Origin of the sequence: Methylobacterium sp. GXS13 (assembly GCF_001455965.1) — a bacterium.
In the GTDB taxonomy this organism is placed as follows: Bacteria; Pseudomonadota; Alphaproteobacteria; order Rhizobiales; family Beijerinckiaceae; genus Methylobacterium.
The window spans coordinates 1-25824 of sequence record NZ_LKKO01000042.1; the positions used below are offsets into that span (position 1 = coordinate 1).

The 25824-nt window shown below is 68.7% G+C and carries 26 protein-coding genes, 1 tRNA gene and 3 pseudogenes; 14 read left to right on the forward strand and 16 right to left on the reverse strand.

The window, feature by feature from the left end:
* Positions 1–397 (reverse strand): annotated as a pseudogene (locus AO398_RS15805) (peptidoglycan-binding protein); the annotation flags it as partial.
* 27 nt (positions 398–424) lie between these two features.
* Positions 425–2299, reverse strand: coding sequence for a PAS domain-containing sensor histidine kinase (locus AO398_RS15810; protein WP_058193083.1), 1875 nt, complete (start codon positions 2297–2299; stop codon positions 425–427).
* A 263-nt stretch (positions 2300–2562) separates the two neighbouring features.
* On the opposite strand from AO398_RS15810, the gene AO398_RS15815 reads away from it, so the two are divergent.
* Complete coding sequence (locus AO398_RS15815) at positions 2563–2877, forward strand: hypothetical protein (RefSeq protein WP_058193084.1); 315 nt, start codon at positions 2563–2565, stop codon at positions 2875–2877.
* Positions 2878–2939: 62 nt separating this feature from the next.
* Here the strand turns inward: AO398_RS15815 and AO398_RS15820 are convergent, their stop codons facing one another.
* The 4 genes from AO398_RS15820 to AO398_RS15835 all read right to left on the reverse strand — a co-directional run bounded on the left by AO398_RS15820 (position 2940) and on the right by AO398_RS15835 (position 5677).
* Entirely contained in the window at positions 2940–4070 is a 1131-nt protein-coding gene (locus tag AO398_RS15820; protein WP_058193085.1) for a hypothetical protein, read from the reverse strand.
* A 119-nt stretch (positions 4071–4189) separates the two neighbouring features.
* Entirely contained in the window at positions 4190–4543 is a 354-nt protein-coding gene (locus AO398_RS15825) for a hypothetical protein (RefSeq protein WP_058193086.1), read from the reverse strand.
* A gap of 71 nt (positions 4544–4614) precedes the next feature.
* Positions 4615–5076, reverse strand: a complete 462-nt coding sequence (locus AO398_RS15830) for a GNAT family N-acetyltransferase (RefSeq protein WP_058193087.1) — start codon at positions 5074–5076, stop codon at positions 4615–4617.
* Between the two features lie 73 nt (positions 5077–5149).
* The gene (locus tag AO398_RS15835; protein WP_058193119.1) at positions 5150–5677 is read right to left on the reverse strand and encodes a hypothetical protein; all 528 of its coding nucleotides are present in this window, start codon (positions 5675–5677) and stop codon (positions 5150–5152) included.
* A 198-nt stretch (positions 5678–5875) separates the two neighbouring features.
* On the opposite strand from AO398_RS15835, the gene AO398_RS15840 reads away from it, so the two are divergent.
* Entirely contained in the window at positions 5876–6061 is a 186-nt protein-coding gene (locus AO398_RS15840) for a hypothetical protein (protein WP_058193088.1), read from the forward strand.
* A 125-nt stretch (positions 6062–6186) separates the two neighbouring features.
* On the opposite strand, the gene AO398_RS15845 is transcribed toward AO398_RS15840, so the two are convergent.
* Positions 6187–6693 (reverse strand): MucR family transcriptional regulator, encoded by a 507-nt coding sequence (locus AO398_RS15845; RefSeq protein WP_058193089.1) that lies wholly within the window; start codon positions 6691–6693, stop codon positions 6187–6189.
* Positions 6694–7063: 370 nt separating this feature from the next.
* Here AO398_RS15845 and AO398_RS15850 point away from each other — a divergent pair, with 370 nt between their 5' ends.
* Complete coding sequence (locus AO398_RS15850; RefSeq protein WP_201025780.1) at positions 7064–7474, forward strand: PaaI family thioesterase; 411 nt, start codon at positions 7064–7066, stop codon at positions 7472–7474.
* A 54-nt stretch (positions 7475–7528) separates the two neighbouring features.
* Here the strand turns inward: AO398_RS15850 and AO398_RS15855 are convergent, their stop codons facing one another.
* A complete protein-coding gene (locus AO398_RS15855; protein ID WP_058193091.1) occupies positions 7529–8233 on the reverse strand; it encodes a glutathione S-transferase N-terminal domain-containing protein in 705 nt (234 codons plus the stop codon).
* A 157-nt stretch (positions 8234–8390) separates the two neighbouring features.
* Here AO398_RS15855 and hemF point away from each other — a divergent pair, with 157 nt between their 5' ends.
* The 6 genes and pseudogenes from hemF to AO398_RS15880 all read left to right on the forward strand — a co-directional run bounded on the left by hemF (position 8391) and on the right by AO398_RS15880 (position 13003).
* A complete protein-coding gene (gene hemF, locus AO398_RS15860; RefSeq protein ID WP_082643296.1) occupies positions 8391–9323 on the forward strand; it encodes an oxygen-dependent coproporphyrinogen oxidase in 933 nt (310 codons plus the stop codon).
* A complete protein-coding gene (locus tag AO398_RS15865) occupies positions 9320–10438 on the forward strand; it encodes an AAA family ATPase (protein ID WP_058193092.1) in 1119 nt (372 codons plus the stop codon). The genes hemF and AO398_RS15865 overlap by 4 nt, the downstream gene beginning before the upstream one ends.
* Before the next feature lie 80 nt (positions 10439–10518).
* Positions 10519–10608: transfer RNA gene (locus tag AO398_RS15870), tRNA-Ser, on the forward strand.
* An 88-nt stretch (positions 10609–10696) separates the two neighbouring features.
* Positions 10697–10888: pseudogene (locus tag AO398_RS29825) on the forward strand (DUF6538 domain-containing protein); the annotation flags it as partial.
* Between the two features lie 264 nt (positions 10889–11152).
* Positions 11153–12031 (forward strand): hypothetical protein, encoded by an 879-nt coding sequence (locus AO398_RS15875; RefSeq protein ID WP_244498794.1) that lies wholly within the window; start codon positions 11153–11155, stop codon positions 12029–12031.
* A gap of 177 nt (positions 12032–12208) precedes the next feature.
* Positions 12209–13003 carry a hypothetical protein gene (locus AO398_RS15880; RefSeq protein WP_058193094.1) on the forward strand — a complete coding sequence of 265 codons (795 nt, stop codon included), beginning with the start codon at positions 12209–12211 and terminating at the stop codon, positions 13001–13003.
* A gap of 332 nt (positions 13004–13335) precedes the next feature.
* Here AO398_RS15880 and AO398_RS15885 read toward each other — a convergent pair whose 3' ends face one another.
* From AO398_RS15885 to AO398_RS15910, 6 genes and pseudogenes are all read right to left on the reverse strand, one after another.
* Complete coding sequence (locus AO398_RS15885) at positions 13336–13683, reverse strand: hypothetical protein (protein ID WP_058193095.1); 348 nt, start codon at positions 13681–13683, stop codon at positions 13336–13338.
* A 512-nt stretch (positions 13684–14195) separates the two neighbouring features.
* Positions 14196–14603 (reverse strand): cupin domain-containing protein, encoded by a 408-nt coding sequence (locus tag AO398_RS15890; RefSeq protein ID WP_058193096.1) that lies wholly within the window; start codon positions 14601–14603, stop codon positions 14196–14198.
* Between the two features lie 213 nt (positions 14604–14816).
* Positions 14817–15117, reverse strand: a pseudogene (locus tag AO398_RS15895) (transposase); the annotation flags it as partial.
* An 85-nt stretch (positions 15118–15202) separates the two neighbouring features.
* Positions 15203–17236: a diguanylate cyclase gene (locus AO398_RS15900; RefSeq protein ID WP_160329334.1), complete on the reverse strand. Its 2034-nt coding sequence runs from the start codon at positions 17234–17236 to the stop codon at positions 15203–15205.
* A gap of 477 nt (positions 17237–17713) precedes the next feature.
* Entirely contained in the window at positions 17714–18085 is a 372-nt protein-coding gene (locus AO398_RS15905) for a hypothetical protein (protein ID WP_058193098.1), read from the reverse strand.
* A 57-nt stretch (positions 18086–18142) separates the two neighbouring features.
* Complete coding sequence (locus AO398_RS15910; protein WP_058193099.1) at positions 18143–18799, reverse strand: hypothetical protein; 657 nt, start codon at positions 18797–18799, stop codon at positions 18143–18145.
* 169 nt (positions 18800–18968) lie between these two features.
* Between AO398_RS15910 and AO398_RS15915 the strand changes: the two genes are divergently transcribed.
* The 3 genes from AO398_RS15915 (at position 18969) to AO398_RS15925 (ending at position 21499) form a co-directional block, all read left to right on the forward strand.
* On the forward strand, positions 18969–19697 hold the full coding sequence (locus AO398_RS15915) for a response regulator transcription factor (RefSeq protein ID WP_058193100.1): 729 nt from the start codon (positions 18969–18971) through the stop codon (positions 19695–19697).
* A complete protein-coding gene (locus tag AO398_RS15920) occupies positions 19694–21064 on the forward strand; it encodes a HAMP domain-containing sensor histidine kinase (RefSeq protein WP_244498795.1) in 1371 nt (456 codons plus the stop codon). The genes AO398_RS15915 and AO398_RS15920 overlap by 4 nt, the downstream gene beginning before the upstream one ends.
* Positions 21065–21235: 171 nt before the next feature.
* A complete protein-coding gene (locus AO398_RS15925) occupies positions 21236–21499 on the forward strand; it encodes a hypothetical protein (RefSeq protein ID WP_058193101.1) in 264 nt (87 codons plus the stop codon).
* A gap of 350 nt (positions 21500–21849) precedes the next feature.
* Here the strand turns inward: AO398_RS15925 and AO398_RS15930 are convergent, their stop codons facing one another.
* Positions 21850–22740 (reverse strand): LysR family transcriptional regulator, encoded by an 891-nt coding sequence (locus tag AO398_RS15930; RefSeq protein WP_152997541.1) that lies wholly within the window; start codon positions 22738–22740, stop codon positions 21850–21852.
* Between the two features lie 90 nt (positions 22741–22830).
* Here AO398_RS15930 and AO398_RS15935 point away from each other — a divergent pair, with 90 nt between their 5' ends.
* The gene (locus AO398_RS15935) at positions 22831–23769 is read left to right on the forward strand and encodes an NAD-dependent epimerase/dehydratase family protein (protein WP_058193102.1); all 939 of its coding nucleotides are present in this window, start codon (positions 22831–22833) and stop codon (positions 23767–23769) included.
* 293 nt (positions 23770–24062) lie between these two features.
* Here AO398_RS15935 and AO398_RS15940 read toward each other — a convergent pair whose 3' ends face one another.
* Positions 24063–24752: an MBL fold metallo-hydrolase gene (locus tag AO398_RS15940; RefSeq protein WP_160329335.1), complete on the reverse strand. Its 690-nt coding sequence runs from the start codon at positions 24750–24752 to the stop codon at positions 24063–24065.
* A gap of 112 nt (positions 24753–24864) precedes the next feature.
* On the opposite strand from AO398_RS15940, the gene AO398_RS15945 reads away from it, so the two are divergent.
* On the forward strand, positions 24865–25512 hold the full coding sequence (locus AO398_RS15945) for a TetR/AcrR family transcriptional regulator (RefSeq protein WP_058193104.1): 648 nt from the start codon (positions 24865–24867) through the stop codon (positions 25510–25512).
* Positions 25513–25824 lie beyond the last annotated feature (312 nt).

Genomic DNA, 25824 nt, shown 5'->3' on the forward strand with positions numbered 1-25824 from the left:
GGGCCGACCGGGCGTGCGGGGCCCGGGCGGCCTCCTGGGCGGCGGCGCTCCGAGCGGGCTGCGGCGGTTCCTTGACGACAGCCCGGATCGCCTCCGTCGCAGCCGCTGCCGCCTCCCGGGGGGCGGGGGCCTTCTGGGTCGCGACCTTGGGCAGGATCGGCGCCGGATGGCGGCCGGACTGGTGTCCCAGCGCGTTGAAGCAGATGAAGCCCGCCGCGCCCACGGCCACGACGCTGCTCAGCACCGTGCCCGGGCTGTTCCGGCAGGAGGCGCCCGTGGCCTTCACCGCACCGACCAGCACGCCGCGCCAATCGCTCGGGGCGGCGGCACGGCGCGGCGCCGGACGGCGGGCGGAGCGTGCCTCGCCCGGGACGGTGATCTCGCGGTAGCCTGACATCGTGTCTCCTTCTCGCGGATCGATGGTTCACCCGGCCCGGCGCAGGGTCGGCTCCGGGGCGGCCGGCTCGGCGTCGAACAGGCCGAGCGGCAGGCGCACCACCGAGCGGCGCGGGGGAGCGGCGCCCCGCACGGCGGTGCGGATCGGGGCGGGGCCGGCGGCGGCCGCCGGATCCCGGCAGACCAGGGGCAGCGTGACGGTCACGACGGTGCCGGCCTGGGGGGCGCTCTCGATCAGCATGGCGCCGCCATGCAGGCCGACCAAGCCCTGCACCACCGAGAGGCCGAGGCCGGTCCCCTCGTGCTGGCGCTTGTAGCCGCCGCTGCCGGCCTGGAAGAACGGCGTGCCGAGCTTGGGCAGGTCGATCTCCCCGACGCCCACGCCGGTATCGGCGACGACGATGTCCAGCCCGTCCGGGCTCGGGCGCAGGGACAGGTCGACCCGGCCGCCCCGCGGGGTGAACTTCACGGCGTTCGAGATCAGGTTGATCAGCACCTGACGGCAGGCGGTCGGATCGGCCGTGATCTCGATCGGGCCCGGAACGGTTGCCAACAGGGTCACCCCGGCCGCCTCGGCCTTGAGGCGCATCAGGTCGCAGCAGGACCGGACCAGGGCAGCGGCGTCGAATGTCTCCGGGGCGTAGTCGAAATTGCCGCTCTGGATCCGGCTCATGTCGAGCAGCGTGTTGACGACCCCCAGGAGGTGGTGGCCGGAGGCGCCGATGATCCCGGCATATTCCCGCGCCTGGTCCGGGCTGAGGCTGATCGCGCCTTCGCCCGCCAGCACTTCGGAGAAGCCGATGATCGCGTTGAGCGGCGTGCGCAGCTCGTGGGTGACGTTGGCCAGGAACCGGCCCTTGATCGCATCGGCGCGCTCGGCTTCGGCGCGGGCGCGCTCCAGCTCCTCAGCGTGGCGGTGGTGCTCGGTCATGTCGCGGGTCACGGCCACGACCGTCATGGCTGCGTCGTGCGGGCCGTGCGCGATCCGGTGGGCGCGCATCTCGGCATGGATCAGGCGGGCGCCGTCGGGCCGGCCGGCGGCGGGCTCGACATGGAGGCGCAGGGGCAGGGTGGCGGGCCGCCCGGTCGCGGCGACGTCGCTCACCGCCTTGAGGAAGGCCGGCCGGTCGGCGACGTGGACCCGCTCCAGCAGCCCGTGGCCGCGCAGCTGCGCCGCGTCGCTGCCGACCAGGCGGCTTGCCGAGACCGAGGCCTCCAGCACCCGGCCGTTGCGGTCGTGCCAGGTCACGAGGTCGTCGATCGCCGAGAGCAGCAGCCGGTCGCGGGCCTCGTTGTCGCGCAGCCGCTCGCGCCAGGTGCCCTCGTTGCGCATGTGCTCCAGAGCCTGGGCGGCGACATGGCCGATCGCCGTGATCGCGAAGACCGGCAGGGCGACGCTGGCGGAGATATCCATCATCGGGACGGTCCCGGCCCAGGAGCCGAGGGAGACGACGCCGAGGACGCCGAGCACGGCGAGGAACGCGGCGGCGAACGTGGCGCGCATCGAGCCAGAGACCAGAGCCTCCAGGGGGATCGCAACCAGCCAGACCGCAGCCGGGGAGGCGGCGCCGCCGGTGAGGCCCGCGAGGCAGACCACCAGCCCGGTCAGGCCCGCCGATGAGATCGCGTGCGCCACCCAGAGGGAGCCGGTGCGGGCGAGCAGCACGGCGGCCAGCACCGGCAGCAACAGGCTCGCGATCGCCAGAACTTCGATACCCGATGGGACCCCGCGCCAGACGAGATAAGGCGGGAGCGCCGCCATCATCACCATGCCGGTGGCGAGGCGGGACACCAGGAAACGCTCATGCCGGAACCGCACGCTCGCATCGTCGGCCACGGATTCGTGGACCAGACCCGCGAGGCGGTCGTCGAGCAGAGAAGTCAGGGCTTTTTTAACAGGCAAGGCTCACACGCGCCGCGGTGAATGCCAATCGACATTTCCCGCGCCTCCGGCTCGACTTCAAAACGACTACCGGACAGTCGCAGGGGCGGCTTAAACGAGTGTTGCGGGACTTGGCCGAATGCGCGGGATGCTTTCCGTAAGGTAACCAGCGGCCCCTGCGCGGGCTTCGTTCACCATGGCGCGCGAAAACCCGACGCGGTTGAGGTGGAGTTCACGAAAACCGGCGGATTTTCACGGGCGAGACCCGTGAAGGAGCTTGTCCGATGACCTTCCTGCTGCGCGCCGCGCTGGTGATCGGCGCGCTCTCGTACCTGGCGCTGCTGCGCAACGGCACCGATCCGGCTGCGGAAACCCGGAAGCTCACGGGATCGGCGGTGGCGGGCGCCAAGGCGGCGCTGCCGCCCGCTCTCGAGGCGGTTCCTGTCGAGACCCGCGACCGGGCCGTGCGTGCCGTGCTGGCCCGGGGCCTGATGGCGGAACTGAGCCGCCCCGCGGGCGTGGACGAGCCCGCGTCGAACGACACGCTGGAAGCCGCCGACCGGCAGCCTGCCTGGCATGGTCCGGCCGAGCCGCGCTGATCCCACGCAAAACCCTGGGTTTCCAAAGGGCTCGGCCCTTTTGAATCCCTGACTTTCGTGCCTCAGCCGGCGTCGCCGCCGGTTGCCCGGAAGGCGCGCATCGGCAGGGGCGGGCGCTGGACGCCGGCGCGCTCGGGACCCTGGCGCAGCTTGGCCTCCGGGCCGTGCAGAGGCTGGTGGGCCTCGCTCCGTCCGCGCTCGGCCAGGGGCGTGTCGAGGATCGCCGCGATGAGGTCGCGGGAGGCCGGCCGGCTTACGGTCCGGAACAGGCGCACCAGCCCGGCCACCCGCTCGGCGGAGCGCGCCACGCCCTGGTTCAGCGTGAGGAAGATGTAGACTGCCTCCTCCTCGTGCAGGCCGGCGGCGCGCAGGCCCAGCGTCAGCAGGTCGTAGCGCGCACCCGGGTCGGTGACCACGGAGAGGAAGTCGTGCGCCACGCCGAGGCCGTCGGCCAGGGCCGCGATGAAGGTCGGGACGTCCTGCGAAGCCGAGAGGCCGGTCAGAGTCTCGCCGAGGCCGCGCGGCGGGGGCGGGCAGGGGTCCAGCGCCGCGGTCGCCTCGACGGTCCGGCCGATCACCTCGCGGCGGATCGGGTCGGCATGGAGATAGAGGGGCACGAGGTCGGCGGCCGAGACGTCGGGGCGGGCGAGCAGCAGGTGCGCCAGTTCGGCGACGCTGCGGCCGCGGTTCACGAGCCGGGCGAGCGCTGCCCCGCGCAGCGTGATCCCGACATTCGCGGCCAGGGCGAGGTCGATCTCCGGTCGCCCCTCGCGGGAGAGTTCGTCCACCGCCTCGCGGCTCAGCCCGACCCGCGCAGCGATGCGGGCGGCGATGTCGGAGCCATCGGCCAGCGCGGCCTCGATCAGGCGGTGGCTCAGCACGGGGGCGAGTGTCACCACCGTATCGCGGACGCCGCCGCCCCGCATGGCGAGCGCCTCCAGCACGGCGGCCGGCGTGTCCGGGAAGGCGGCGAGCTTGGTGGCGACGACCTGAGCGGTCTCGTCGTCCACCCGGGGGATCAGGCCGCAGGCGAGGGACTCGAAGATCTCGATCTGGGCCCGATCCCGGCCGGGTGACCGAACGAAGAGATCGGTCTGCACCCGGAGGATTACCGGCTTGAGATCGAGATTCTCGATCCGTGACAATTCGAGGAGCCCGGACAGGTCCGGCGGAGCATCGACGGATGGGGGCATGAGGATCGGGTTACGCAAGACTGCAGTAAGCTCACGCTAACCGCATCGACGTGAATCGACCTTTAAGCCGCCCTCATCGGAGCCGTGTCGTCCTGCACCATCCCGGGACCTTTCTGGGCTCAGTGCAGCAGCCAGAGCGACAAGGTCAGCACCGCTGCGATCGCCACGATCGCGCTGGCAAAGGCTGATGTGATCCACGGGGTGCGCTGCTGCATGATGCCGGCCGCGGCCTTCTCCGAGGGCGCGCGCTCGTTCTGCCGCGCGAGGCGGACTTCCTGCGAGGTCGGCGGTGTCCCTCCGGCTTCCTCGCAGGTGCCGAGGGGGGCAGCCCCGACATCGACGTGAGGGGCCTTGTCGCCAGTCCGGCCGCTGTCGATGTCACCCTTGAGCTGGGCCGAGGTCGGGCTGTTGGAATCCGGCGGCGGATCGGCCTGCAGGTTCCCGGGGGACGGTGGGGTCTCGGATCGCAGCATCGGTGGAACTCCAGTATTGCCGGGTCAACGCCCGATCCTGGTCGCCGGCTGTGCCCATGATGTCGCGGATCTCAAGTCTCCGCCGATCCTCGCTTCAGCAAAGGACGGGTGAGGATCTGCCCGTCGCCCATGAAACCGGCCGCGGCGGCGAAGGCGTGCAGCACCTCCTGCCCGGGGCCGATGTTCAGGAGCATCCGCTCGCAGCCGGCCTGCCGGGCCGCCCGCGCCGCCGCCTTCAACAGCACCCGGCCGATACCCCGGCGCCGGGATTCCGTCGCCACAACGAGGGTCGTGATCAGGCCCAGGGCCTTTGCTGCCTCGAGGGTGCGGACGGGCGCGAGCGCGATCAGCCCGCTCGGTGGCCCCCATTCCACCGCCACGAGCGCCGTGCCGCCGCTGCCCTGAAGGGCGTCGAGCCGGGCGGCGAGATCCGCCGCGCCGATCGCGATGCCGGCCTCACCCAGCAGCTCCGCGAGGCCCGGCGCGTCGGGTCCCGCGGCGGCGCGGATCTCCAGCCCGTAGCGATTGCCCAATCCCTGCTCCCGTACCGTGCTGCCGGGCGGTCAACGCGGGCCGGCGCGATCGGTCGCCTCCGGTCGATCGGCGTCAGACCCGCCGCCAGCCCGGCTGCGACGGGTCAACCAGCGCGTAGTTCACCGGTGCCATGCCGCAGATCGCGATCACGGCCGGCTCGCTGCCATCGCGGACCACGCCGTCATAATGTGGCGTGCCCGCCACCCGGCGCACGAAGCTGCCGGCCTTCACGGGCACGCAGGCCGCTGGGTCGAAATCCGGTCCGCTGTTGCACCACCTCGTGCCGGACAGGATCATGCAGAACCGGTCCGTCGTGTAGGTGTGCGGCGCGCTCATGTAGCCCGGCCACCAGCGGATCAGGGTATAGTAGAGGCCGGTGCCGTTGATGTCGCCGGTGAGCGTGCAGCGGTCGGCGCTGCGCTCGGGATAGCCTTTCGTCGGCATCCACGGGAGCGCGTCGGGCGACAGGATGATGGTCTGCTCGGGGTTGAGCGGGCTGGCCTGCGCGGCCGCGCCCAGAAGGAGCGGAAGGGCTCCGAACAGCGAAGCCGCCAGCAGGTCGCGGCGGCTCGCCTCCGCGCCGGGTTGCGTGTCCGTCATCGCAGGTTCCATCCCTCACGCAGCGGATCGTGGCGTCCGTCCGCACGGCGTCACCGTTCCATCTTTCCGCCGGCGCCTGAAGGCCGGGGGCTTTCCGGTTGGTGCATCCTGTCACCGCGCACGCGGCATCGCGCGTGGAACGGGCGCCGGGCCGGCGGTTTTGATCGACAGACGCGATGTCGACGGGGAGGGCGCAGTATGGCGGGCCGGGTGCCGGACCAGACCACGGACAAGCAGGGCGGCGATGCGCCCGGGGAGGGCGGGCCGCCGCCATACCCCGGTCGGCAGCCCGAGGCCGACAAGACCCAGAAGAGCGAGTCCGAAAAGGCCGAGACGGAGGAGGCAGCGGGGGACGTGGCAGACGATCTCGCGGATTTCGCCTGATCGACGCGACGGACAACCCATCCCGCGAAGATTGGGACAATCCGAAAACGATCCGGGCGGCACGCTGCGCGCGAGCCGCCCGGATCGTTAGTCTCAGTGCGGCGCCAATCCTGGGCCGCGCGCGATCAGGCCGTTTCCTTGGCCTTGCGCGGACGGCTGGCCTTCTTCGGCTTCTCGACGGGCTCCTCCTCGGGCTCCGGCGCCGGGGCGGCGGCCGACTTGCGGCGCTGCTGGCCGAGGCCGAGGCTGCGGGCGAGCTCCGAACGCTGAGCCGAGTAGCTGGCAGCGGTCGACGGATAGTCCCGCGGCAGCCCGAAACGCTCGCGATACTGCTCAATGGTCAGGCCGTTGCGCGACAAGTGGCGCTTCAGGGTCTTGTAGGGCTTGCCGTCGATGAACGAGATCAGCGCATCCGGGGTCACCGACTTGCGGATCTGGGCCGGCGTCGGCTTGTCGGCCGTCTCAGTGACGGTCGCCGCCGGAGCGGAGAGCTTCGCCAGAGCCGCGTGAACGCCGGCCAAGAGTGCCGGTAATTCGCTGATCGGGACTGAATTGTTCGAGACATACGCGGACACGATGTCCGAAGCCTGCTCGATAAAGGTCTGCTGCTGATCTGTCGCGATATCGTCCATCGATGATTCCCTCTATCCCACGCTGGGGCACGGTTCTATCGTCTGTGCAGCAAAATCAAGTCGTCGTCGAGATTTTCTTTGCACAATGCGTCGGTCATGAACACGCATATTACTCAAGCCGTCGGTGCAGCTGCAATCGTCGCCTGAGCAAACCGATAGCGGCGCACCCCACTTGGACGGGATCCGGTCCTTGCGGACCGCACACGTTACGCCATTGGCCATCACCAATCCGGCTGCTTGGTCTGCGAAAAGCCCTGGCCGGTCTCGTTACGAACCAGAAACACGTCGGTTCGGGCGCGATCCGTCGCACGGACTTAGATACTGTTCGCGCGATGACGATGTCGGCGGGACGAGATCTGGGGAGATGGGCGTGGATCGATCATCGGAGCAGGGCACGGTTTTCGGAGCCCACATCCCGTTTGTGAATCATTGCGGGATCGAGGCCCTGGACGTGCGAGAGGGCCGGACCCGGCTGCGCCTCGCCCTGCGGCCGGAACACGCCAACAATCTCGGGATCGCGCATGGCGGCGTCATCTGCACCCTGCTGGATGTCGCCCTCGGCACGGCCGCCCGCCTCAAGGCCGGGCGGCCGGTGGTGACCCTCGACATGCAGACCCGGTTCCTCGCCCCGGGGCGGGGCATCCTGATCGCCGAGGGCCGCGTCACCCGGGCCGGGCGCTCGGTGATCTTCTGCGAGGCCGAGATCCGCGACGCGGAGGGCGATCTGGTCGCGAGCGCCACCGGCCTGCTCAAGCCTGTGAGCGAGAGCGCCCTGGGCTGATGCGCGCCCCGGTTCGGCGAACGCACGCGCCGAACCGGGGCGCCGAGAGCCGTCCTACGCGCTCTTGAGGTGGTCGAGTTCCGTCAGACCGCTGCCGCCATCGGCATAGGCCGCCTTGAAGCTCGCCCGCGCCTGCCAGCGCCGCCACAGGGCGTCGAGCTGCTCGAACCGTTCGTCGAGCGGGGTGGCGCAGACCGGAAATTTCGAGAACGCGATCGCCGTGCAGAGCGTGATGTCGGCAAAGGTCGGCTCATCGCCGCCGAGCATCCACGAGCGGCCGTCCGCCAGGTGGCGGTCGACCAGCGCGGCGTGCCCCAGCGCCTCCTTGCGGCAATGCTCGCCCCATTGCGGGTTGTGCGTCAGCTCCAGCTTCGGCCCGAGCCCCTGGTGCAGCACGTGGAACATCGTGGTGATCCGGTAGAGGATGTGCACCCAGATCCGGTTGTCCCACATCGTGTCGAGCCCCTGCTCCAGAGGCGTCTCGCCGGTGAGGCGGCGGCCCGGATGGGCCGCGTCGAGGTAGCGCACGATCGCGGCCGTCTCGGACAGCACGGTCCCGTCAGCGAGCAGGAGGGTCGGCGTCTCGCCCCAGGGGTTCATCTTGAGATGGCGCCATTGCCGCTGCTCGCCGCCCGGCGCCATGTCGTAGATCACCTCGTCGAACAGGTGGGCGATGCCCTTCTCATGCGCGAACAGACGCAGGCGCTGCGGGTTCGGGAAGGCGGAGGGCGAGGTGAAGAGGCGGAGCGTATCGGCCATGGGCTCGGACTGTCCTGACGGTTCGAGGGTGCGCGCCGCACGGGCGCGGGACCGGTTGATCTAGGGCGACAACGCCGTGGCGACGCAGGGCGATGCAGAAGGCCGAATTCAGGCCCGGCGATTGACGCCTCATCGGCGCAGTGGGAAAGCCTACGGCATGACGATGCCGGACGACGCCCGCGCGGCGCTGACTGCCCCCCTGTCCGAGGCCGACGTGACGGCCATGAAATCCGAGGCCGCGGCCTGGTTCGCGACCCTGCGCGACCGTATCCTCGCGGCCTTCGAGACCCTGGAGGCCGAAGCCGAGGGGCCGTTCCATCCGGATGCCCCCCCCGGGCCCGGGACCTTCGTGAAGACGCCCTGGGACCGCACCGACCATACCGGCCAGCCCGGCGGCGGCGGGGTCATGGCGATGCTGAAGGGCCGGGTCTTCGAGAAGGCCGGGGTGCACATCTCCACCGTCCACGGCGAGTTCGCCCCGGAATTCCGCGCCCAGATGCCCGGAGCCGCCGAGGATCCGCGCTTCTTCGCCACCGGCATCTCGCTGATCGCCCATCCGTGGAACCCGCATGTGCCGACGGTGCACATGAACACCCGCTTCGTCGTGACTACGAAGGCGTGGTTCGGCGGCGGCGCCGACCTCACGCCGGTGCTGGTGCGGCGGCGCAACCAGGACGACCCGGACAGCCGCCACTTCCACGCCTGCCTGGGGCGCGCCTGCGCGGCCCACGGGGTCGATCATGCCCGCTACAAGGCCTGGTGCGACGAATACTTCCACCTCAAGCATCGCAACGAGCCCCGCGGCATCGGCGGCATTTTTTATGATTATCGCTGGACCGGCGACGCGCAGGCGGACTTAGCCTTCACGCGCGATGTCGGCGGCGCCTTCTTGGAGGCGTATCCAAAGATCGTCCGCGACAATGTCGGGACCGCCTGGACCGAGGCCGACCGCGAGGAGCAGCAGGTCCGGCGCGGTCGCTACGTCGAGTTCAACCTGCTCTACGATCGCGGCACGATCTTCGGGCTGAAGACCGGCGGCAACGTCGCCTCGATCCTGTCGTCGCTGCCGCCCACCGTGCGCTGGCCGTGAGTGCCGGGCTGCCCTCGGCTTACGCGCCGCAGCAGGACGCGGCGCTGAAGGCCATCGCCGCTTGGCGGAAGGCGGGCGGAAGCCAGGTGTTCCGGCTGTTCGGCTATGCCGGCACCGGCAAGACCACGCTCGCCCGCCGCATCGCCGAGGATGTCGACGGCACGGTGGTGTACGGCGCCTTCACCGGCAAGGCGGCCTCGGTGATGCGCCAGAAGGGCTGCTACGACGCCGCCACGATCCACTCGCTGATCTACCGCACCAAGGAGGCGGAGGAGGGCGGCCCGACCTTCACGCTGAACCGATCCGGCCCGGCCGCGAAGGCCGACCTGATCATCATCGACGAATGCTCGATGGTCGATTCCGACCTCGGCAACGACCTCCTGTCCTTCGACCGTCCGGTGCTGGTGTTGGGCGATCCGGCGCAGCTGCCGCCGGTGCGCGGCGGCGGCTTCTTCACCGAGGCCGAGCCTGACGTGATGCTCACGGAGGTGCATCGCCAGGCTAAGGACGACCCGATCGTCCGCATGGCCATGACCGTGCGCGAGGGGGGGCGGCTGGAGATCGGCACCTACGGCCAGAGCCGCATCGTCTCCCGCCGCACGCTGGACCCGGCCGAGGTGCTGGAATGCGACCAGGTCCTGGTCGGCCTCAACAAGACCCGCCGCCTCTACAACAACCGGCTCCGTGAACTCGCCGGCCACACCGACCCGATGCCGGCGGTGGGCGAGAAGCTGGTGTGCCTGCGCAACGACCGGGTGAAGGGCCTGCTCAACGGCTCGACCTGGACGGTGCAAGCCCTGCGCGCGCCGCCGCGCCCGGACCTGGTCCGCCTCGATGTCGTCCCCGAGGACGATCCGGCGCTCCGCCGACGGGCCACCGACATCAAGGTGCTGCGCGCGATGATCTCGGGCACGGACGAGGAGATCCCGCTGTTCCTGCGCCGGGAGACCGACGAATTCACCTACGGCTACGCGCTGACGGTGCACAAGGCGCAAGGCTCGCAATGGGACCGCGTGACCCTGTTCGACGAATCCTACGCCTTCCGCGAGCACCGCGCCCGCTGGCTCTACACCGGCCTCACCCGGGCGGCGCAGGCCATCACGATCGTGGTCTGATCGACTCTCGGCGCATCGACATCGCTTGTGAAGCCCGACCGCGCGTGCTAGGCACCGCCCGTCTCATCGAGGCACCTTGCGGAGAGGTGGCAGAGCGGTTGAATGCACCGCACTCGAAATGCGGCATGCCTGCAAGGGCATCGGGGGTTCGAATCCCCCCCTCTCCGCCAGAATTGCCTAACTCATTGATTTTGTTAGATGATTTTTCCCCTAGGGGGTGTTTTGCCGTCGTAGTTGTACACACGGGTGGTACACACGATGGTTCTTGCGCTCGCTCGACCTTGGCGCCATCCCAAGACTGGAACGTACTGGTTCCGGCGGCGGGTGCCGAAGGAACTGCGCCCGCTCGTCGGAAGGAGCGAGGAGCGTAGGAGCCTCCGGACGAAGGAGCCGGAGTTGGCTCGGACGCGATACCTTCAGGCAGCCGTCGAGATCGACGAGCGCTGGGGACTCCTGAGGCGATCGGCGGCGGCCCTCGCCGCCCTCGCGCCTCCGCCCGGCGATGTGCTCGAATGCGGATCGGACGATCCCGTCAGCGAACTCCGGCCAAAGTTTCGTTCCTTCGAAGGAGCGCCCGATCGGATCGTAACCGCTCCTTCGATCGTCCCTGCTCCGGCGCCCTTGACGACGGGATCCGTGCCCTGGCGTTCGATCTTCGACACCTACGCGGCCGAGGCGAAGCTCGCTCCGTCCACGATCAAGCGTTGGACGGGGGTGCTGGCCGCCCTCGAGGAGGCGGTGGATACCGACGACCTCGCCCTGGTGACGCGCGGAGACTTGATCGCCTGGAAGCGCGATCTGCTCGCCGCCGGCCGCGATCCGCGAACCGTCCGAGATGCCTACATCGCCGCGCCGAAGGCACTCATGAACTGGGCTGTGGCCAACGGTCTTCTGGACACCAATCCCGCTGCCGGGGTCGTCGTCGCGGTGCCGGACAAGCTCCGGCTTCGCGACCGGGACTTCACCGACCTCGAGGCGCGGACGATCCTACGCGCCTCGCTGGATCCTCCGGAGCCCAGACTGTCGCGACAGCATGCTGCCGCACGGCGTTGGATACCCTGGTTGTGCGCGTACGGCGGCGCCCGCGTCAACGAGATGACGCAGCTTCGCGGTTGCGACGTGCGCGTCGAGGGCGTTGCTTTGGTGATCCGCATCACGCCGGAAGCAGGAAGCGTGAAGAGCGGGAAATGGCGCGACGTCCCTATACACCCGCACCTCGTCGAGCAGGGCTTCCTCGAATTCGTCCACGGTTGCGGATCCGGTCCCCTCTTCTACGACCCGGCACGCGGCCGGAACGGGCAGGCCGCGCACCCGATCTACAAGAAGGTCGGTGAGCGTTTGGCCGCCTGGGTCCGCTCGATCGGAGTGGACGACATCGGCGTGGACCCGAATCACGGCTGGCGACATCGCTTCAAGACCGTCGCACGGCGGGTCGGGATCGATCCATCGGTGATCGACGCGATCCAAGGGCACGCTCCGCGCACCGAAGGCGAGCGATACGGGCGTTACCCCACCGACCTGATGTACGAGGCGATCTGCCGGATGCCGCGGTATGACGTCGGATCGGACGCGGCGACCCTAAGGAGGTCATGAGGTTTCACGTCCGAACGGGAGCGCAGGTCGTGTAGCCTCGACGTCGACGTGAAAATCCGTCCGAGCAGCCGAACCGGATTCCGTACCGCTCGCCCCGCCTGTATGGCGGAGTTCCTGGGTTCGCGTGGGGGCCTCGCTTCGAGAGCCGCCGCGCGCGAAGTGGTCTTGGAAGTGGGGATGGCGTCGAGAACCTTCGAAGACCTCGTCGGGATCTTCCCCGAACTCGGGCGCGAAGGCGCACGCGAGGAATGCCGGCAAAATCCGCTACCGCGGTACCTGAAGGCGTCGACCGATGCCGCTGAGAGCGGATACGATTTGGCCCTCCGCGAGGCTCTCGATGCGTGGGTCAAGAACAACGCGAAGCTCGTACCTTATCTGACGGACCGCGTGAAGCTCGGGGAAGACCGCGCCCGCCAAGCCTTCGTGGTCCGGAGGGGCAGGGAACTCGAGGGCATCTTCGAATCGGAGGGCGAACTTGCCGAGGCCGTATCGAGCTTCGTCGACCTCTACGAGATGTACGCCCGTCAGATACTCGCAGGTTTCGAGAATCCCTGCTTTCCGGGACGCGGGCATGTGATTGCCCGCGGTTTCGCATTGCCCAAGGAAGCGTTCGAAACCTATTGGGCCGTCGGCGAGACAATCCGTTTCGACGTACCGACGGCGTTCACGCTGAACACCAACCTCGTCCCCCTGCATTTTGCCTGGAAGCAGTTCACCCAGGACAAACCAGACGGTGACCCCGGCGAATTCGCAGCGGTGATCCTGGGGGTCGAGATCCAGTCGCACGACGATTGCCCTCTGCTGTGGACCTCGTTCTTTGAAGCGGCGTTGCCTGGAATGGACTTTCGATGGCAGCAGGAAGTGATCACGCCTCCGAATTTCGAAATCTCGATCAAGTCGCAGGAGCGGTTGTCCGTCGATGGCGCTCTGCATCGCCTGACGGCGCATGGAACACGGCTACGAAACGCTTGATCCGGGATGTCCGCCGGAAGGTAGCCCAGTCAGGATTCATCATCGGCTATTCGGATTTCAGTGTTGAAACTCTTTTCGGAGGGTCGGCGGGGCCGACGCCTCCCGCACCGGGGCAAGCCGTTGCCCCGACGACCTCGCGGGACGGCCGTCGCCGCCCCCGCCCGATGGAAGGCAAGCCTCCCGTCACCCCGGCGGCCGGCGAGTGAACCCCGCTCGCCGCCGCTGACCGAGCCTTCCGGCTTGACCGCGCATGCGCCTCATGCGCCGCTTTCCACTCGGCAGGTCGGCGAGCAGCTTCTCGGCCCGACGTTGATCACCGCCGGGGGCGGCCTTCAGCTCGTGGATCCCCCGGGCAGTTCCACGAGGAGGATGCGCTTGCGCGCGATCTGGCGTTCCTGGGCCTGGATGCGGGTGCGCAGATCCTCGACCTGAACCTTGGCCAGCTCCGCCACGGCGCGATGCTTGGCCTGGACCTGCCGAAGGATGTGGTCGAGGTTCTTGGCCGAGATGCCGGCCGGTCGCCACATCGTCCTTGCGAGCGTCCTCGCATCCTCGCCGCGTGCGAGCGCCGCGTCGACTCGGCGAGCGACGGACGAGAACAGATCCGCCGCTGCCGCGAGTGCGGGCTGGTCCCCGTCGAGGCGGGTCTGGAAAGTGCGGGTCGGGCTCGGCGCCTCCATAAGCCAATTGACGCTGAACGGAAAGGGAACGATCTATCCTGAATGAACGGTCGCGATCACGCCATTTTTACATCGGAATCCGAACAGTCCACCATCGACGCCTGCTTCCGAGGTACGTTTGCAGTCAACTGCGTCCGTCGAGAACACCATCGGTCGGGCATAGGTGTCAGCGACGCGTGGTGTAGCTCCGGTCCAGCGAGGGCCCGGGCGGTCCAAGGGCGGACCACGATCGGGCATACGTCGTACAGCGACGACGGGCACTTCGATTGAACGGAAGCTGTCTCCCTTGGCATAAGACCGTTCCCATGTGTCTGTCATCTGGAAGCTTACGGGCAGGTGACCAATCAACCCGCCGTTTACGGGCGCCCACCGGCTGAACCGGATTTGGCCGGAAACGGAACGACCGCTTCGGAGGAGGCCGGCTGTAAAACCGGACTGGCTCCTACCGACCCATGCCGGGCATATGGGAGCCCGCTAGCGCTTCTCGAAAGCAGACGCGATAGATCCACTGCTCAAGGGCGCGCGAGAGTGGTCATATGCCGTAGGTCGTCTGCCGGGGGATCGTAGGCTTTGGCAAAGTTTTGCGGCGGGGTTGTCACCGCAAGGTAGATCAAAGGTCCTAAGCCCGTGTTCTCCACCCCATGGACCTCGCCCGCTGGGGTACGAATGATATCGCCCGGATGAATGCTCTCGGAGCGATCATCGGCCAGCAGCAATAAGCCTTCGCCCTGCTCGACAATCCATATTTGCTCGGCGTGCGCATGCGCGTGCCGCTTTGACACTGCGCCGGGCACCATCGTGACGAGCGTGATCGTCACCTGAGCGTCAGGCGAGTTGTTTGACCAAATCAACTGTTGAGACTGAATACCGGTCTTGGTGAGGATGGCGCAGTCAGCCACGCGCAGTCTCTGAATGGCCATTCGGCGCTCCAAGCCCTGGTAGGTTCAGGCTAAGCCACAGGAAGGACTAGGGGGAAGGGGAGTTCGGGATTGTGAACGATCTCCGCCCCTACGTCCGCCCCGCCAGCACGACTCTGGGAAGCCAAGCGGCCCAAAATCATCCCGAGCGGACGTTCCGCGACCGACCCAACCCGGCCATGTGAGCAGCCCTCAGCCATTTCCAAAAGCAGCCATTAGGTGGCCGGCGACCTCACGACGAACGGCGGGCCTCACCACTTTCGTTTGAGCACGTCCTGCAGCATCGAGCGGTCCATCGTCAGGTCAGCGACCAGCCGCTTAAGCTTGCTGTTCTCGTCTTCCTGCTGCTTCAGCCGCCGGATCTCCGGCACGCCCATGCCGACGAACTGCTTCTTCCAGCGGTAGAACGTCGGCTCAGACACGCCCATCTTCCGGCAGACCTCGTCCACCGTCGCACCGTTCTCCGCCTGACGTAGGGCAAAGCGATCTGCTCGTTCGTGAAGCGTTTGCGAGGCATGGCATCCACCCTCCTTCAGGGTTCAGGATGCCCGAAAAACTTGCGCTCGGCCTGGACCAGTTTGCTGGGTCAGGGTCAATCCACGTCATGCGGCACGATCGGACATGGTGAAGATCGTATCGGGACCCCCACGAGCCTGCTTATCGTTCCGCGTCCCCGCGAGGCACCATGTTCCCCGACCCATCGCCTTGGCGCGATAGAGCGCGGCATCCCCGTCCAGCAGAAGTCGCTCGACGGACTGGTCCGAGCCGTCGACGGGGGCAATTCCGATGCTCGTGCCGATCGAAAGATCGATGCCTTTGATCGTGAAGGTCTCCCGCAACGCAGCCACGATCCGCTCGGCCAGGGCGATCGCAGAGATGGGCTGCGGTCCCGCCGCTCTGCGCCCGTCGGCGCCGCAGACCACGGCGAACTCGTCCCCGCCGAGGCGGGCGAGCAGATCCCCCTCGTCCACGACGCGACGCAGACGATCGGCTACGGCCTTCAGCAGGGCGTCGCCGCAGGGATGGCCGTGGACGTCGTTGACCTGCTTGAAGCCGTCGAGATCGAGCAGGAGCAGCGCCCCGTGCCGATCCCGATCGGGCGAGGCAAGCAGGCGCCGCACGGTGTCGTCGAACAGCACCCGGTTCGGCAGCCCGGTCAGGGCGTCGTGGTGCGCCATATGCGAGATCAGGGCCTCGGCACGCCGCCGCTCCGTCTCGTCCTCGAACGTGCACACGAGATCGCCGGCACCGACGGGTTCGACCGCGACGCCGAGGATCCGTCCGTCCGGAAGCGGGCAGGTCAGCTTCGCGGGCGTGCCGGCCGTCGCAGCCGCGCCGAGCGCCGCCGCGAAGGTCGCCGTCGGCCCGTCGGGTGTACGATCACGGATATGGGCGCGAAGGCCGTCCAGGGTCGCTCCCTCGCGCCGGAACGCCTCCGGCAGTTCGAAGAGCGTGGCCATCCGCGCGTTGAGGAACAGGACCCGTCCCGCGGCGTCGAAGACGCAGAGCCCCTGGCCCATGCCGTCGAGCGCGCTCCCGAATCGGGCATACTCGTCCTTGATGCGGCGATCCGCTTCCGCCTCCACCTCCGCCGCCCGCAACGCGGCCTCGGAGCCGGCCAAGAGTGCCCGATCCCGGATCTGGCGCGCGTTGGTCGCGAGCAGCAGCAGGAGCGCCCCAGTCAGCATGACGACGGCGACGCCAAGACCCAGCGTCTGCCGGCGCCATCCGGTCAGCGTCGCCTCGACGGTGCGGCTCGCGCCGACGATCAGCGGGAAGTGGTCGAGGGGACGGATCGCGATGTAGCGGTCGCGGCCGTCGATCGGCGTCGTCATCCTGGACACGCCGGATCCCTCGGGATCGCCCGGAGAGCGCCGGAGGCCCGGCACGGGTGGGACGACGCGGCCGATCGCACCGGGCGGCGAGGGATGCCGGGCCAGCATGGTGAGGTCGTCGGACACCATCGAGATCACGTCCGCCGCCATCGGCGACACGTTGGCGTAGAGGCGCTCGAAATACCGCATGTCGACGGCGGCCAGGACGTAGCCGGTCGCCGAGCCGCCGGCGGCCGCGATCCCGCGGGCGACGTACAGGGTCATCGCCACGCCGTCTTCCGTCCTCGTCGGCTCGACGACCGTCGATCGGTCGGCCGGGGTCGCGGCGAGGCGACGGAAGAATGGACGTTCGGATACGTCACGATCCAAGGCCGGCCACCGGCTGGACGCGTTCAGGACGGCGCCCTGCCGGTCCACGATCGCCATGGCGACGACCTGGGGGAGGGCGGACGCGATGGCGTCGAGGCGCTCGCGCACGACGGTCGTCGCCGCAGATGCGTCGAGCCGGTCCACGTCATCGTCCCCGGCGCGCATCCCGGCGAGGCGTTCCGCCAAGCCGTCCTCGGCCACCTCCACGGCCATGAGGATCCGGTCTGCCTGCTCCGCCAGGAGCGTTGTCAGGCCCCGGAGGTCGCGTTCGGTGTTCTCGATCGTGCCGTCGCGCAGATCCTTCGCGAGAAGGCAGGCTGCGAGGACTAGGCCGAGAACGAGCGCCGACCCCAGGACGGCGATCGATCGCGGATTCCGCAGGGCCCCTCGCCCTGCCCCGAGAAGCCTCCGCAGCGGGCCCGGCGATCGCATCGAAGAGGACAACCACCGCTCCGCAACGAGCAGATCCCCGCGGATCAGGCGCGGAACTGCGGATCGGCCCATCGCCGACGATATCGGAGGACCATCATGACACACGGTCCTTGAGAACGGGTGAACCCGGATAGGGCATTTAGGCGGATCAGACGGCCGGCCGCCGGCCCGGGTCGTCGCCGACGGGCTCCGCCGCCCGCCGCATCGTCATGCCGTCACGTTAGCGCTGTCGCCGGCGGTCACGGCGTAGCTCGTGCCGCTGAGCGGTGCCGAGCTTCGTCAGGGCGGCGTGAACGGTCCCTGGGGCCGTATCCGCTTCGATGCACCTACCTCCCGAAAGCGGACCGGCCGAAATCCACCCTGACCCGCCCACTCGCTTCCGACTAACTCCGACTATTCGCCCCTCCGTCTCCTTAAGAACGTGGATCAGCCTCCGTCCCTCACCTCAAATGCCGTTCGTCATCAGGATGCCCGGGCTTACGGCCTGAGGCCCAGACAAAGACGGAAGCTTTCACCGCTACCGTAGGTAAGGTCGGTGTAGCGATCCGGCCCATCGACGCGGATGGCGGAGCGTTCGGTGGCCCGCTCTACCTTGGGGCCGCCGAACTGACGGCAATCCTGCTCAATCTCGAATACGTTTCCCTTCTTAGACAACACCCGGCTCCGGCAGTCATTCGCCTTCGAACTGCCCAGGCCGCCGCCGTCGTACGTGCGCAGGGCGACGTTAGGCGGGTCCTTGCAGTCGGTGTCCACGCTGACATAGGCGCCGTGGCGCAGCGGCAGGGTGTCCGCAAGCGCGGGACCGGTGCACAGAAGCAAGACGCAGGCGGCGACGTTTCGAACGGTCATCGGTCATTTCCTCGCGGGTCAGGATGGCACGGATCAGCCGTAGCCTAGGGGCGTGGCTCAGGCTCCGATGGGACCCAGCAACCGGCTGAGGAAGCGGTAGTAGACCGGCTGCTTCTGCCGGAGCTCGTCGCGCGTGAAGGGCTCGCGCGCCAGCTTGCCGTGCAGGTAGACGCTCGCCGTCATCGCGAAGAACTCGCCCTGGTTCTTCAGGAGGTAGGCGCCTGCCGGGTAGAACCCGCCGTCCTTGGCGCGCCCGTAGAACGTCAGGATGTCCGGATTATTCCGCCCACCCGGCATCTTCCGGAAGTGGTAGACGTGCATGTACTCGTGCAGCAGGATCGGGCGGTTGTCGTTCGGATCAGCCACTGCGATGGTGACGCTGTCGCCACCGCTGTAGTGGCTGCCCTCGCCGGAGCCAGACCGAACGACGATTGGGAAGCGACGGAGGAAGGCCTTCGTGCCTTCGTTGAGGCTCGTCGCCTCCACGATATCGACCTGATGCTCGGCCGCTTGGCGCAACTGGCGGATCTCGGCGTTCGGAACGTCCTGGCCCATCTCGATCCGATAGCCGCGATAACTTTCGCCACCGTCGTCAAAGTGGAGCGCCCCGGCGGTCGCTTGCCGCGGGGCCGCGTGCGCCGGCCCACCCTGAATCGCGAATGTCCCGGCCACCGCCAGGGCCGACACGACGTGCCAGATCGGGGATGTCGCCATGCTGATCTCGCCTCCGTTCCTCTCGCCCCGGGGAAGGGCCGGCTTCGATACGGGCGACCATCGCGCTCGGCCCGTTCCGCGATGTGACGGGATACCGGGGGCATGTAACGATGTGTAACGACGTCGGTTTTCGCGTTGCCGCTCCGCCCTGCCGACCTATCCTCGGGGCATGACCGACGCCGCCACCATCGCCATCGTCGAGGACGACGACGACATCCGCTGCCAACTCGCGAGCTACCTGGAAGACGAGGGTTTCCGCGTGGTCTCCCTCGAAGGGGGCGCCGGCCTCGACCGCCTCATCGCGACGGGTCCGAGGCCGAACCTCATTGTGCTCGACTGGATGCTTCCGGGTAAGGACGGGCTGTCGATCTGCCGGCGCCTTCGCGAGGCGGGAGGGCCCCCGGTCGTCATGCTGACCGCCAAGGACGAGGACATCGACCGGGTGCTGGGGCTTGAGATGGGCGCCGACGACTACGTGTCGAAGCCCTTCAGCTCCCGCGTGCTCCTGGCCCGCATCCGTGCCGTGCAGCGCCGGGCGAACGGCGCGCCGGCCGCCGCGGAGGCCGCCGCGGAGCGGCTCGCCGTCGCCGACCTCGTGGTCGATCTCGCGGGCCGAGCCGTCACCCATGGCGAGCCGGCGAGGGAAGTCCCGCTCACCAGCGCCGAGTACGACCTCCTGCACTGCTTCGTCACCCGACCGCAGCGGGTGCTTTCCCGCGACCAGCTCCTCGACTGGACCCGCGGCCGCACCGCCGACGCCTTCGATCGCACCATCGACGTGCAGGTGAGCCGCCTCCGGCACAAGCTCGACGACGCCGGGAGCACGGCGTCGTCCCTGATCAAGACCGTCCGCAATGCCGGCTACATCCTCGCGGCGCCGGTGAAGGCCGCCCCATGATGGCCCGCGTCGGCCTGCTCGGGCGGATCATGCTGGTCCTCCTTGGGGCGCTCTCGCTGCTGGTCATGGCGACCTTCGGCATCGACCAGTGGCAGCGCGGCCAGGAACGCTCGCCCTACGGCTCGCGCTTCCCCCGCCTCGACCAGGCGGCGGGCATCATGGCCCTGATGAAGGACGCCGACCCAGGGCAGAGGCCGGCCATTCTCCGGGCGGTGAGCGGTGAAGCCCTCAAGGCCGAGATCGTCGACGCCCCGCCGGACGAGACCGCGTTGATCCGCGAGCCGGTCCTCGAAGCGCGCCTCAGTCGTCTGTCCGGCGGCGAGCCCTACGGCATCCGGGCCTTCACCACGACCGACAAGCTCTACCGGGGCAACGGCCCGGTGGATGCCGGCAACCGGCATCAATCCATAGGCAGCCTCGCCCAGGCGACCTACCGGCTGCCGGACGGGCGCATCCTGGTCGTCTCCGCCATCACGCGGCACCGCTCGCTCATGCCATGGCTGCTCGGCCAGCCGCTGAGCCTGTGGGTGGCCGTGCTGGGCGTGGCCGTGGCCGGCCTCGTAACCGTCGGCGCGCGGCACGAGCTCGCTCCCCTGCGCCGCCTCACCGAGGCGGTCTCCCGGTTCGACGGCCGCGCGGCGGAGCCGTCCCTCGCGAGCCAAGGCGCCCTGGAGATCCGGCGCCTCGCCCAGGCCATGCAGGCGATGCAGGAGCGCATCGTCGGGCTGATGGGCGAGCGTTCGATGCTGATCGGCGCCATCTCGCACGACCTCAAGACCTACCTGACGCGCATGCGGCTGCGGGCGGAGCGCGTGGCCGAGCCGGAGAGGCGGGACCAGCTCCTGGAGGATCTCGACGCTATGACCGCGTTGATCGAGACCTCGCTGGGCTTTGCACGGGGCACCGCCGCCGAGGTCGGTCGCGCCCCGGTTGACCTCGCCGACATCGTGGCGGTCGAGGTGGCCGAACATGCCGCGCAGGGCGCGCACATCAGCCTGTCGGGCGAGGAGGTGGCGGACGCCACCGTGGCCGGCGACGCCGTCGCCCTGCGCCGGGTGGTGGCCAACCTGATCGGCAACGCCGTCAAGTTCGGGCGCTCCTCCGTCGCCGTCGCGGTGCGCTGGGCCGGGACGGCCTGCGAGGTCGTGGTCGAGGACGACGGCCCCGGCATCCCGGAGGACGAACGGTCGGCGGTGTTCAGCCCGTACTACCGGGTCGAGCGCTCGAGGAATCGGCGCACCGGCGGGATCGGGCTTGGCCTCGCCATCGCCCGCCAGATCGCCGAGGCGCACGGCGGCACCATCGTCGCCGAGGCCGCCTCGTCCGGTGGGGCCCGGCTCGTGATGACGCTGCCCGCCCTCGCGTGACGCCGGGCAACGCTTCGAGAGCGGCCGTTACACGACGATAAGATCCGGCGAGGACCCGTCACACCCGGGATCATCGCGGGAGCGAACCTCCCCTCGACCCGATGCGGCCCCTCCGCCGCCGGGACGGGTCGGCATCGAGCCGTCCCGGTCCATTCGAGAAGGAGATCCCCGATGGTGAAGATCCTCGCCCCCGCCGTGTTGTTGGCCACCCTCGTGGTGCCCGCCACGGCCATGCCGCTGGTCCAAGACGCGGTGTCCGATGGGTCGGACGGAGCGCAGATCATCCAGGTCTACGGCGGCTGCGGTCCCTACGCCCACCGCGGTCCCTACGGCGGCTGCCGGACGGGCGGGCAGTGGGGCGGGTACGTCCGCGGCGCGTCCTGCCCGGCCGGCTTCCACATCGGCCCTTACGGCCGCCGCTGCTGGCCGAACTGATCCATCCATCCCCCAGACCCATCGCGTCCGGCCTCACGCCGGACGCCCAAGGAGCGCGTCATGATCCGCAAGCTCATCGTACCCCTCGCCCTGGCGTCGGGCGTGCTGTTCACCGCAGCCGCCGCGGAGGCCCGCGACGGGTGCGGCCCCGGCTTCCACCGCGGCTAAGGGCGCCCCGCGTCGCCGGACGACGGCCTCGACGCGGCACCGATGGCCGCGGACGGGCGGTTTCGAGCAGGCCATCGATGCCCATGCGCTCGAAGAACCGCTGCTGCAGCGTCTCCGTCATCCGGCCCAGGCATGGCTGCGGGATCTCCTGGCGTCCTCGCCTCCCAGCGATCGAGGACGGCCTATCGAGAGCAGTAGGCCTGGAAGACCTCGACGAGGTGATTGAACAGGGCGTCGATGCGGGCGCTGCGCCGCACGTCCTCGTGCGCCACGATCCAGGTGTCGAGGTCGAACACGACGCGGTCCGGCAGGACGCGCACGAGATCCCGTTCGCCGACCGGCACCTGCACCACGCCGATTCCGAGGCCGGCGCGCACCGCTGCGAGTTGCGCGGGATGGCTGTCGCTGCGCAAGGCGATGGGCAGAGGCCCGCCCGCCTCCCGGCTCAAGGTATCCATGATCGCGACGTAGGCCGGCATGCGGTCGGGCCCGACCAGCGCGTGCCGGGTGAGGTCCGCGACGGTCTCGGGGATACCGTTCAGGTCGCGATAGCCCGGCGATGCGAAGAACCCGAGCGGGATGCTGCCGACATGCCGCGCGACGAGCGAGTTTTGGCTCGGCCTCGCCATGCGCACGGCCACGTCCGCCTCCTGGCCGGGCAGGTCGGTGTTGGCGTTGGTGAGGACCAGCTCGACCGTCAGGCGCGGGTGGCGCTCGCGCAAGGCCGCCAGCATCGGAGGCACGACCTCGATACCGACGAAGTCCGAGACGCTGAGGCGGACCGGGCCGGCGACCTCGGACGCCGCACCCTCGGCCTCGCGCCGGAACGCCTCGGACGCATGGGCCATCCGCCGGACATGCCCGGCCAAGCCCACTGCCTGGGGTGTCGGCGCCAGCCCGTTCACACCGCGGATGAAGAGCGGCTGCCCGATGGCCCGCTCCAGCGCCTCGATCCGGTGGCGGACGGTGGGCTGGGTGAGGCCGAGGGTTCGCGCCGCGGCCGAGAGGCTGCCGGTGTCGAGCACCGCCAGGAAGGCGCGCTGGTCATCCCAGGCGAAGGTCGCATCACTCATCGAATTTCGATAGGCAGACCGTCAAGACTCGTCAATTTCCTCGGACTTCCGTTCGGCGCATCACCAAGCGACGAACAGAGGGACTTGGCGATGAAAACGGCTTTGGTGCTTGGGGCGACCGGCGGTGTCGGCGGTGCGGTGACCCGGGCGATGCTGGCACGCGGTTGGCGCGTCGTCGCGCTCGTGCGGGATCCGGCTCGGGCGGCGGCCGCCTGGGGCGCCTCGGTCGCGCCGGATTGGCGGGCCGGTGACGCCATGGACCGGGCGGACGTCGTTCGCGCGGCGCAGGGGACGGGCGTCATCCTCCACGCGGTGAACCCGCCTGGGTACCGCAAGTGGGACCGGCTGGTCCTGCCGATGCTTGACAACACGCTGGCGGCGGCGCGGGACGCCGGTGCCCGGATCGTCCTGCCCGGCACGGTCTACAACTACGACCCGACCCACGCCCCGGTGATCGACGAGGCGACCCCGCAGCATCCACGCGGGCGCAAGGGCGCGATCCGCGTCGAGATGGAGCGGCGCCTGACGGAGGCCGCCCCGGAGGTGAGGAGCCTCATCGTGCGAGCCGGTGACTTCTTCGGTCCGGGGGCGGGACAGAGTTGGTTTGCGCAGGCCCTGGCAAAGCCACCACTGACGCGTATCGTCAATCCCGGCACGCGGGGCGTCGGCCATGCCTGGGCGTACCTGCCCGACCTCGCCGAGACCGTCCTGCGCCTACTCGAACTGCCTCCGGAACGGCTGATGCCGAACGAGCGGCTCCAGTTCCCCGGCCACTATGACGCCGACGGCGGCGAAATGGTCGCCGCGGTCCGCCGCGCCTCGGGCCGCCCGGACCTGCAGGAGCGCCGCTTCCCCTGGATCATGATGCAAGCGCTTTCACCGTTCGGCGGGTTCCCCCGGGAGGTCATGGAGGTCCGCCCGTACTGGGCGCACGCGATGCGCCTCGACGGAAATCGTCTAACGGAACTCCTCGGTGATGGGCCGTGCACTTCGCTGGATGCTGCGGTCATCGCCGCATTAAGATCTTGAGCGGTTCGAGATGCAGGCCTCACCTTTTGTCTCAGTCGGTTCGTTTCAAGGCCGCATGCTCTGGCGGCGAACCATCTACGCTGGAGGACCCTTACTTTCGGTCAGATTAAGCCCACTCGTGGGGCGTCCGCTTTATCCAGTCTGCGCTAAAAAGCGGAAGGGCGGAAAACCACCCTAAGCTGCCAGCCCGCTTCCGACCCAAGTAAGTCGTACCGCTGATCATCGGAGCGGCCGGAAAGCGGTCATGGGCCCGCTCCCCATCCCTATGGCCTACGTTGATCTGTGCACGCCTGTCAGCGTCGCGCGACGAAGCGACGAAGCTTGCCGGGGGCATCCTTCGTGATGGCCTTGCCGTGCCCGAACGCGACGGCCTGGAAGTCGAGCGCTGCGAGCTTGCGTTGGCTGGCTCGCCCTTCCGCCTCGTTCTCGAACGCGATCGGGTCGCTCACACCCAGGATGTTGATGAACGTATCGCCGCCGAGCAGGAGCCGTCCGCCTCGCCACATCAGAGCGACCTGTCCGGCGCAATGACCGGGTACGTGTATCGCGTGCAAGCCACCCAAGATCGGCAGCGTCTCACCATCAGCGATGTGCTGGTCGATCGGGAACGGCTGCATGCGCTCGTTCTGATCCCAAACAAGCTTGTACATCAGCGCGTGCACGAGGCCGGGCGCAGGGGCCATCGGCCGGAACGGGCCGCCGCTTTCCGCCAGGGGAGCGTCGGCGGCATGCATATAGGTCCGTGCACCCGTCGCGCGGATGATGGCGGCCGCGCTCCCGATGTGATCGGGATGCCCATGCGTGAAGACGAGGTGCTTCAGGTCTGAGGGACGCCGACCGAGTTTGCTGATCGCGTCGAAGACGATCTGCTCCTTGCCGGGGAAGCCCGCGTCGATCAGGGCCAGTTCCTTACCTTGACGCAGCAGGATGGCGTTGCCGTTGCCCAGCGCCAACAGCCAAGCATCCTCGACGATCTGCTGCATGATCATGACCTCTGCGTCTTGCCCTAGACGGGATGCGCTCCCGCGAGGATCGTGTTACCATTGGCAACATACGCTCAATGTTACCACCGTCAACACACCGCACGAGGTTCTCGTGAACACATCCGCGTCAGCCGCCCCGTACCACCACGGCGATCTGCGCCGTGCCCTTCTCGACAGCGCCACGGCGATCCTGACGGAAACGGGCCGATGGGACTTCTCGCTGCGCGAGGTCGCCCGCCGCGCCGGGGTGAGCCATGCGGCGTCCTACCGGCATTTCACGGATAAGGAAGCGCTGATCGCCGCGGTGGCGCTCACGGGTTACGAGACGCTGCATACCCGCATGACCGCGGCGATCGATGAGGCCACGGGTGCGGTCGGGACCCTGCGTGCCATCGGGCAAGCCTACATCGGGTTTGGCGTGGCGAACCCCGCCCTCTACCGGCTGATGTTCGGTCAAGCTTTACCCAGCATCGAGGGCCTTCCGCCCGCGGTCTTGGCTGTTCTGACCGAGGCGCGTGCTGTGCTGCGGGGCGTGATCCTGGCCGGTGCACGCGCGGGCGCATTCGCGATCGACCCGGAGGATGAGCAGGAGGTCTCGGTGGCGGTCGTCACCGCATGGTCGCTCGTTCACGGGTTCACCCTGCTGACAATCGATCGTGTGGTGGACCGCGAGGTTCGCCCCCAGGTGATCGACGCCTTAGCGGCCCGCGTGGCCGAGCGCCTGATCATCGGCCTGTTGCCGACACAAGGTAGAAAATAGGTTTGATGCCGGTTCGCCCGCGGATCGGGATCGCCCCAGCGCAGGCACGCGGTGATGTCCGCGTTAGCGTATGCGACGCCGGAAACCAGACAGTCTCCTATCCACCCAACCCAGCCGTTCAGAGGCGCTGGCGAACGCGACCAAAGCTGACCGAAAGCAGAATATCCGCTTCAGAGAAGGTCGATCGGAAAAGCGGCCATGCTGCTTACGACCCATGTCAGACGCCCGAACCGCCGTTGGCGCCTCCCCAAAGCGGCCGTTCCTCGTCAGTCCGGCAGTTTCGTCTCAGCGTGGGAGGCGGACTTCAATGGC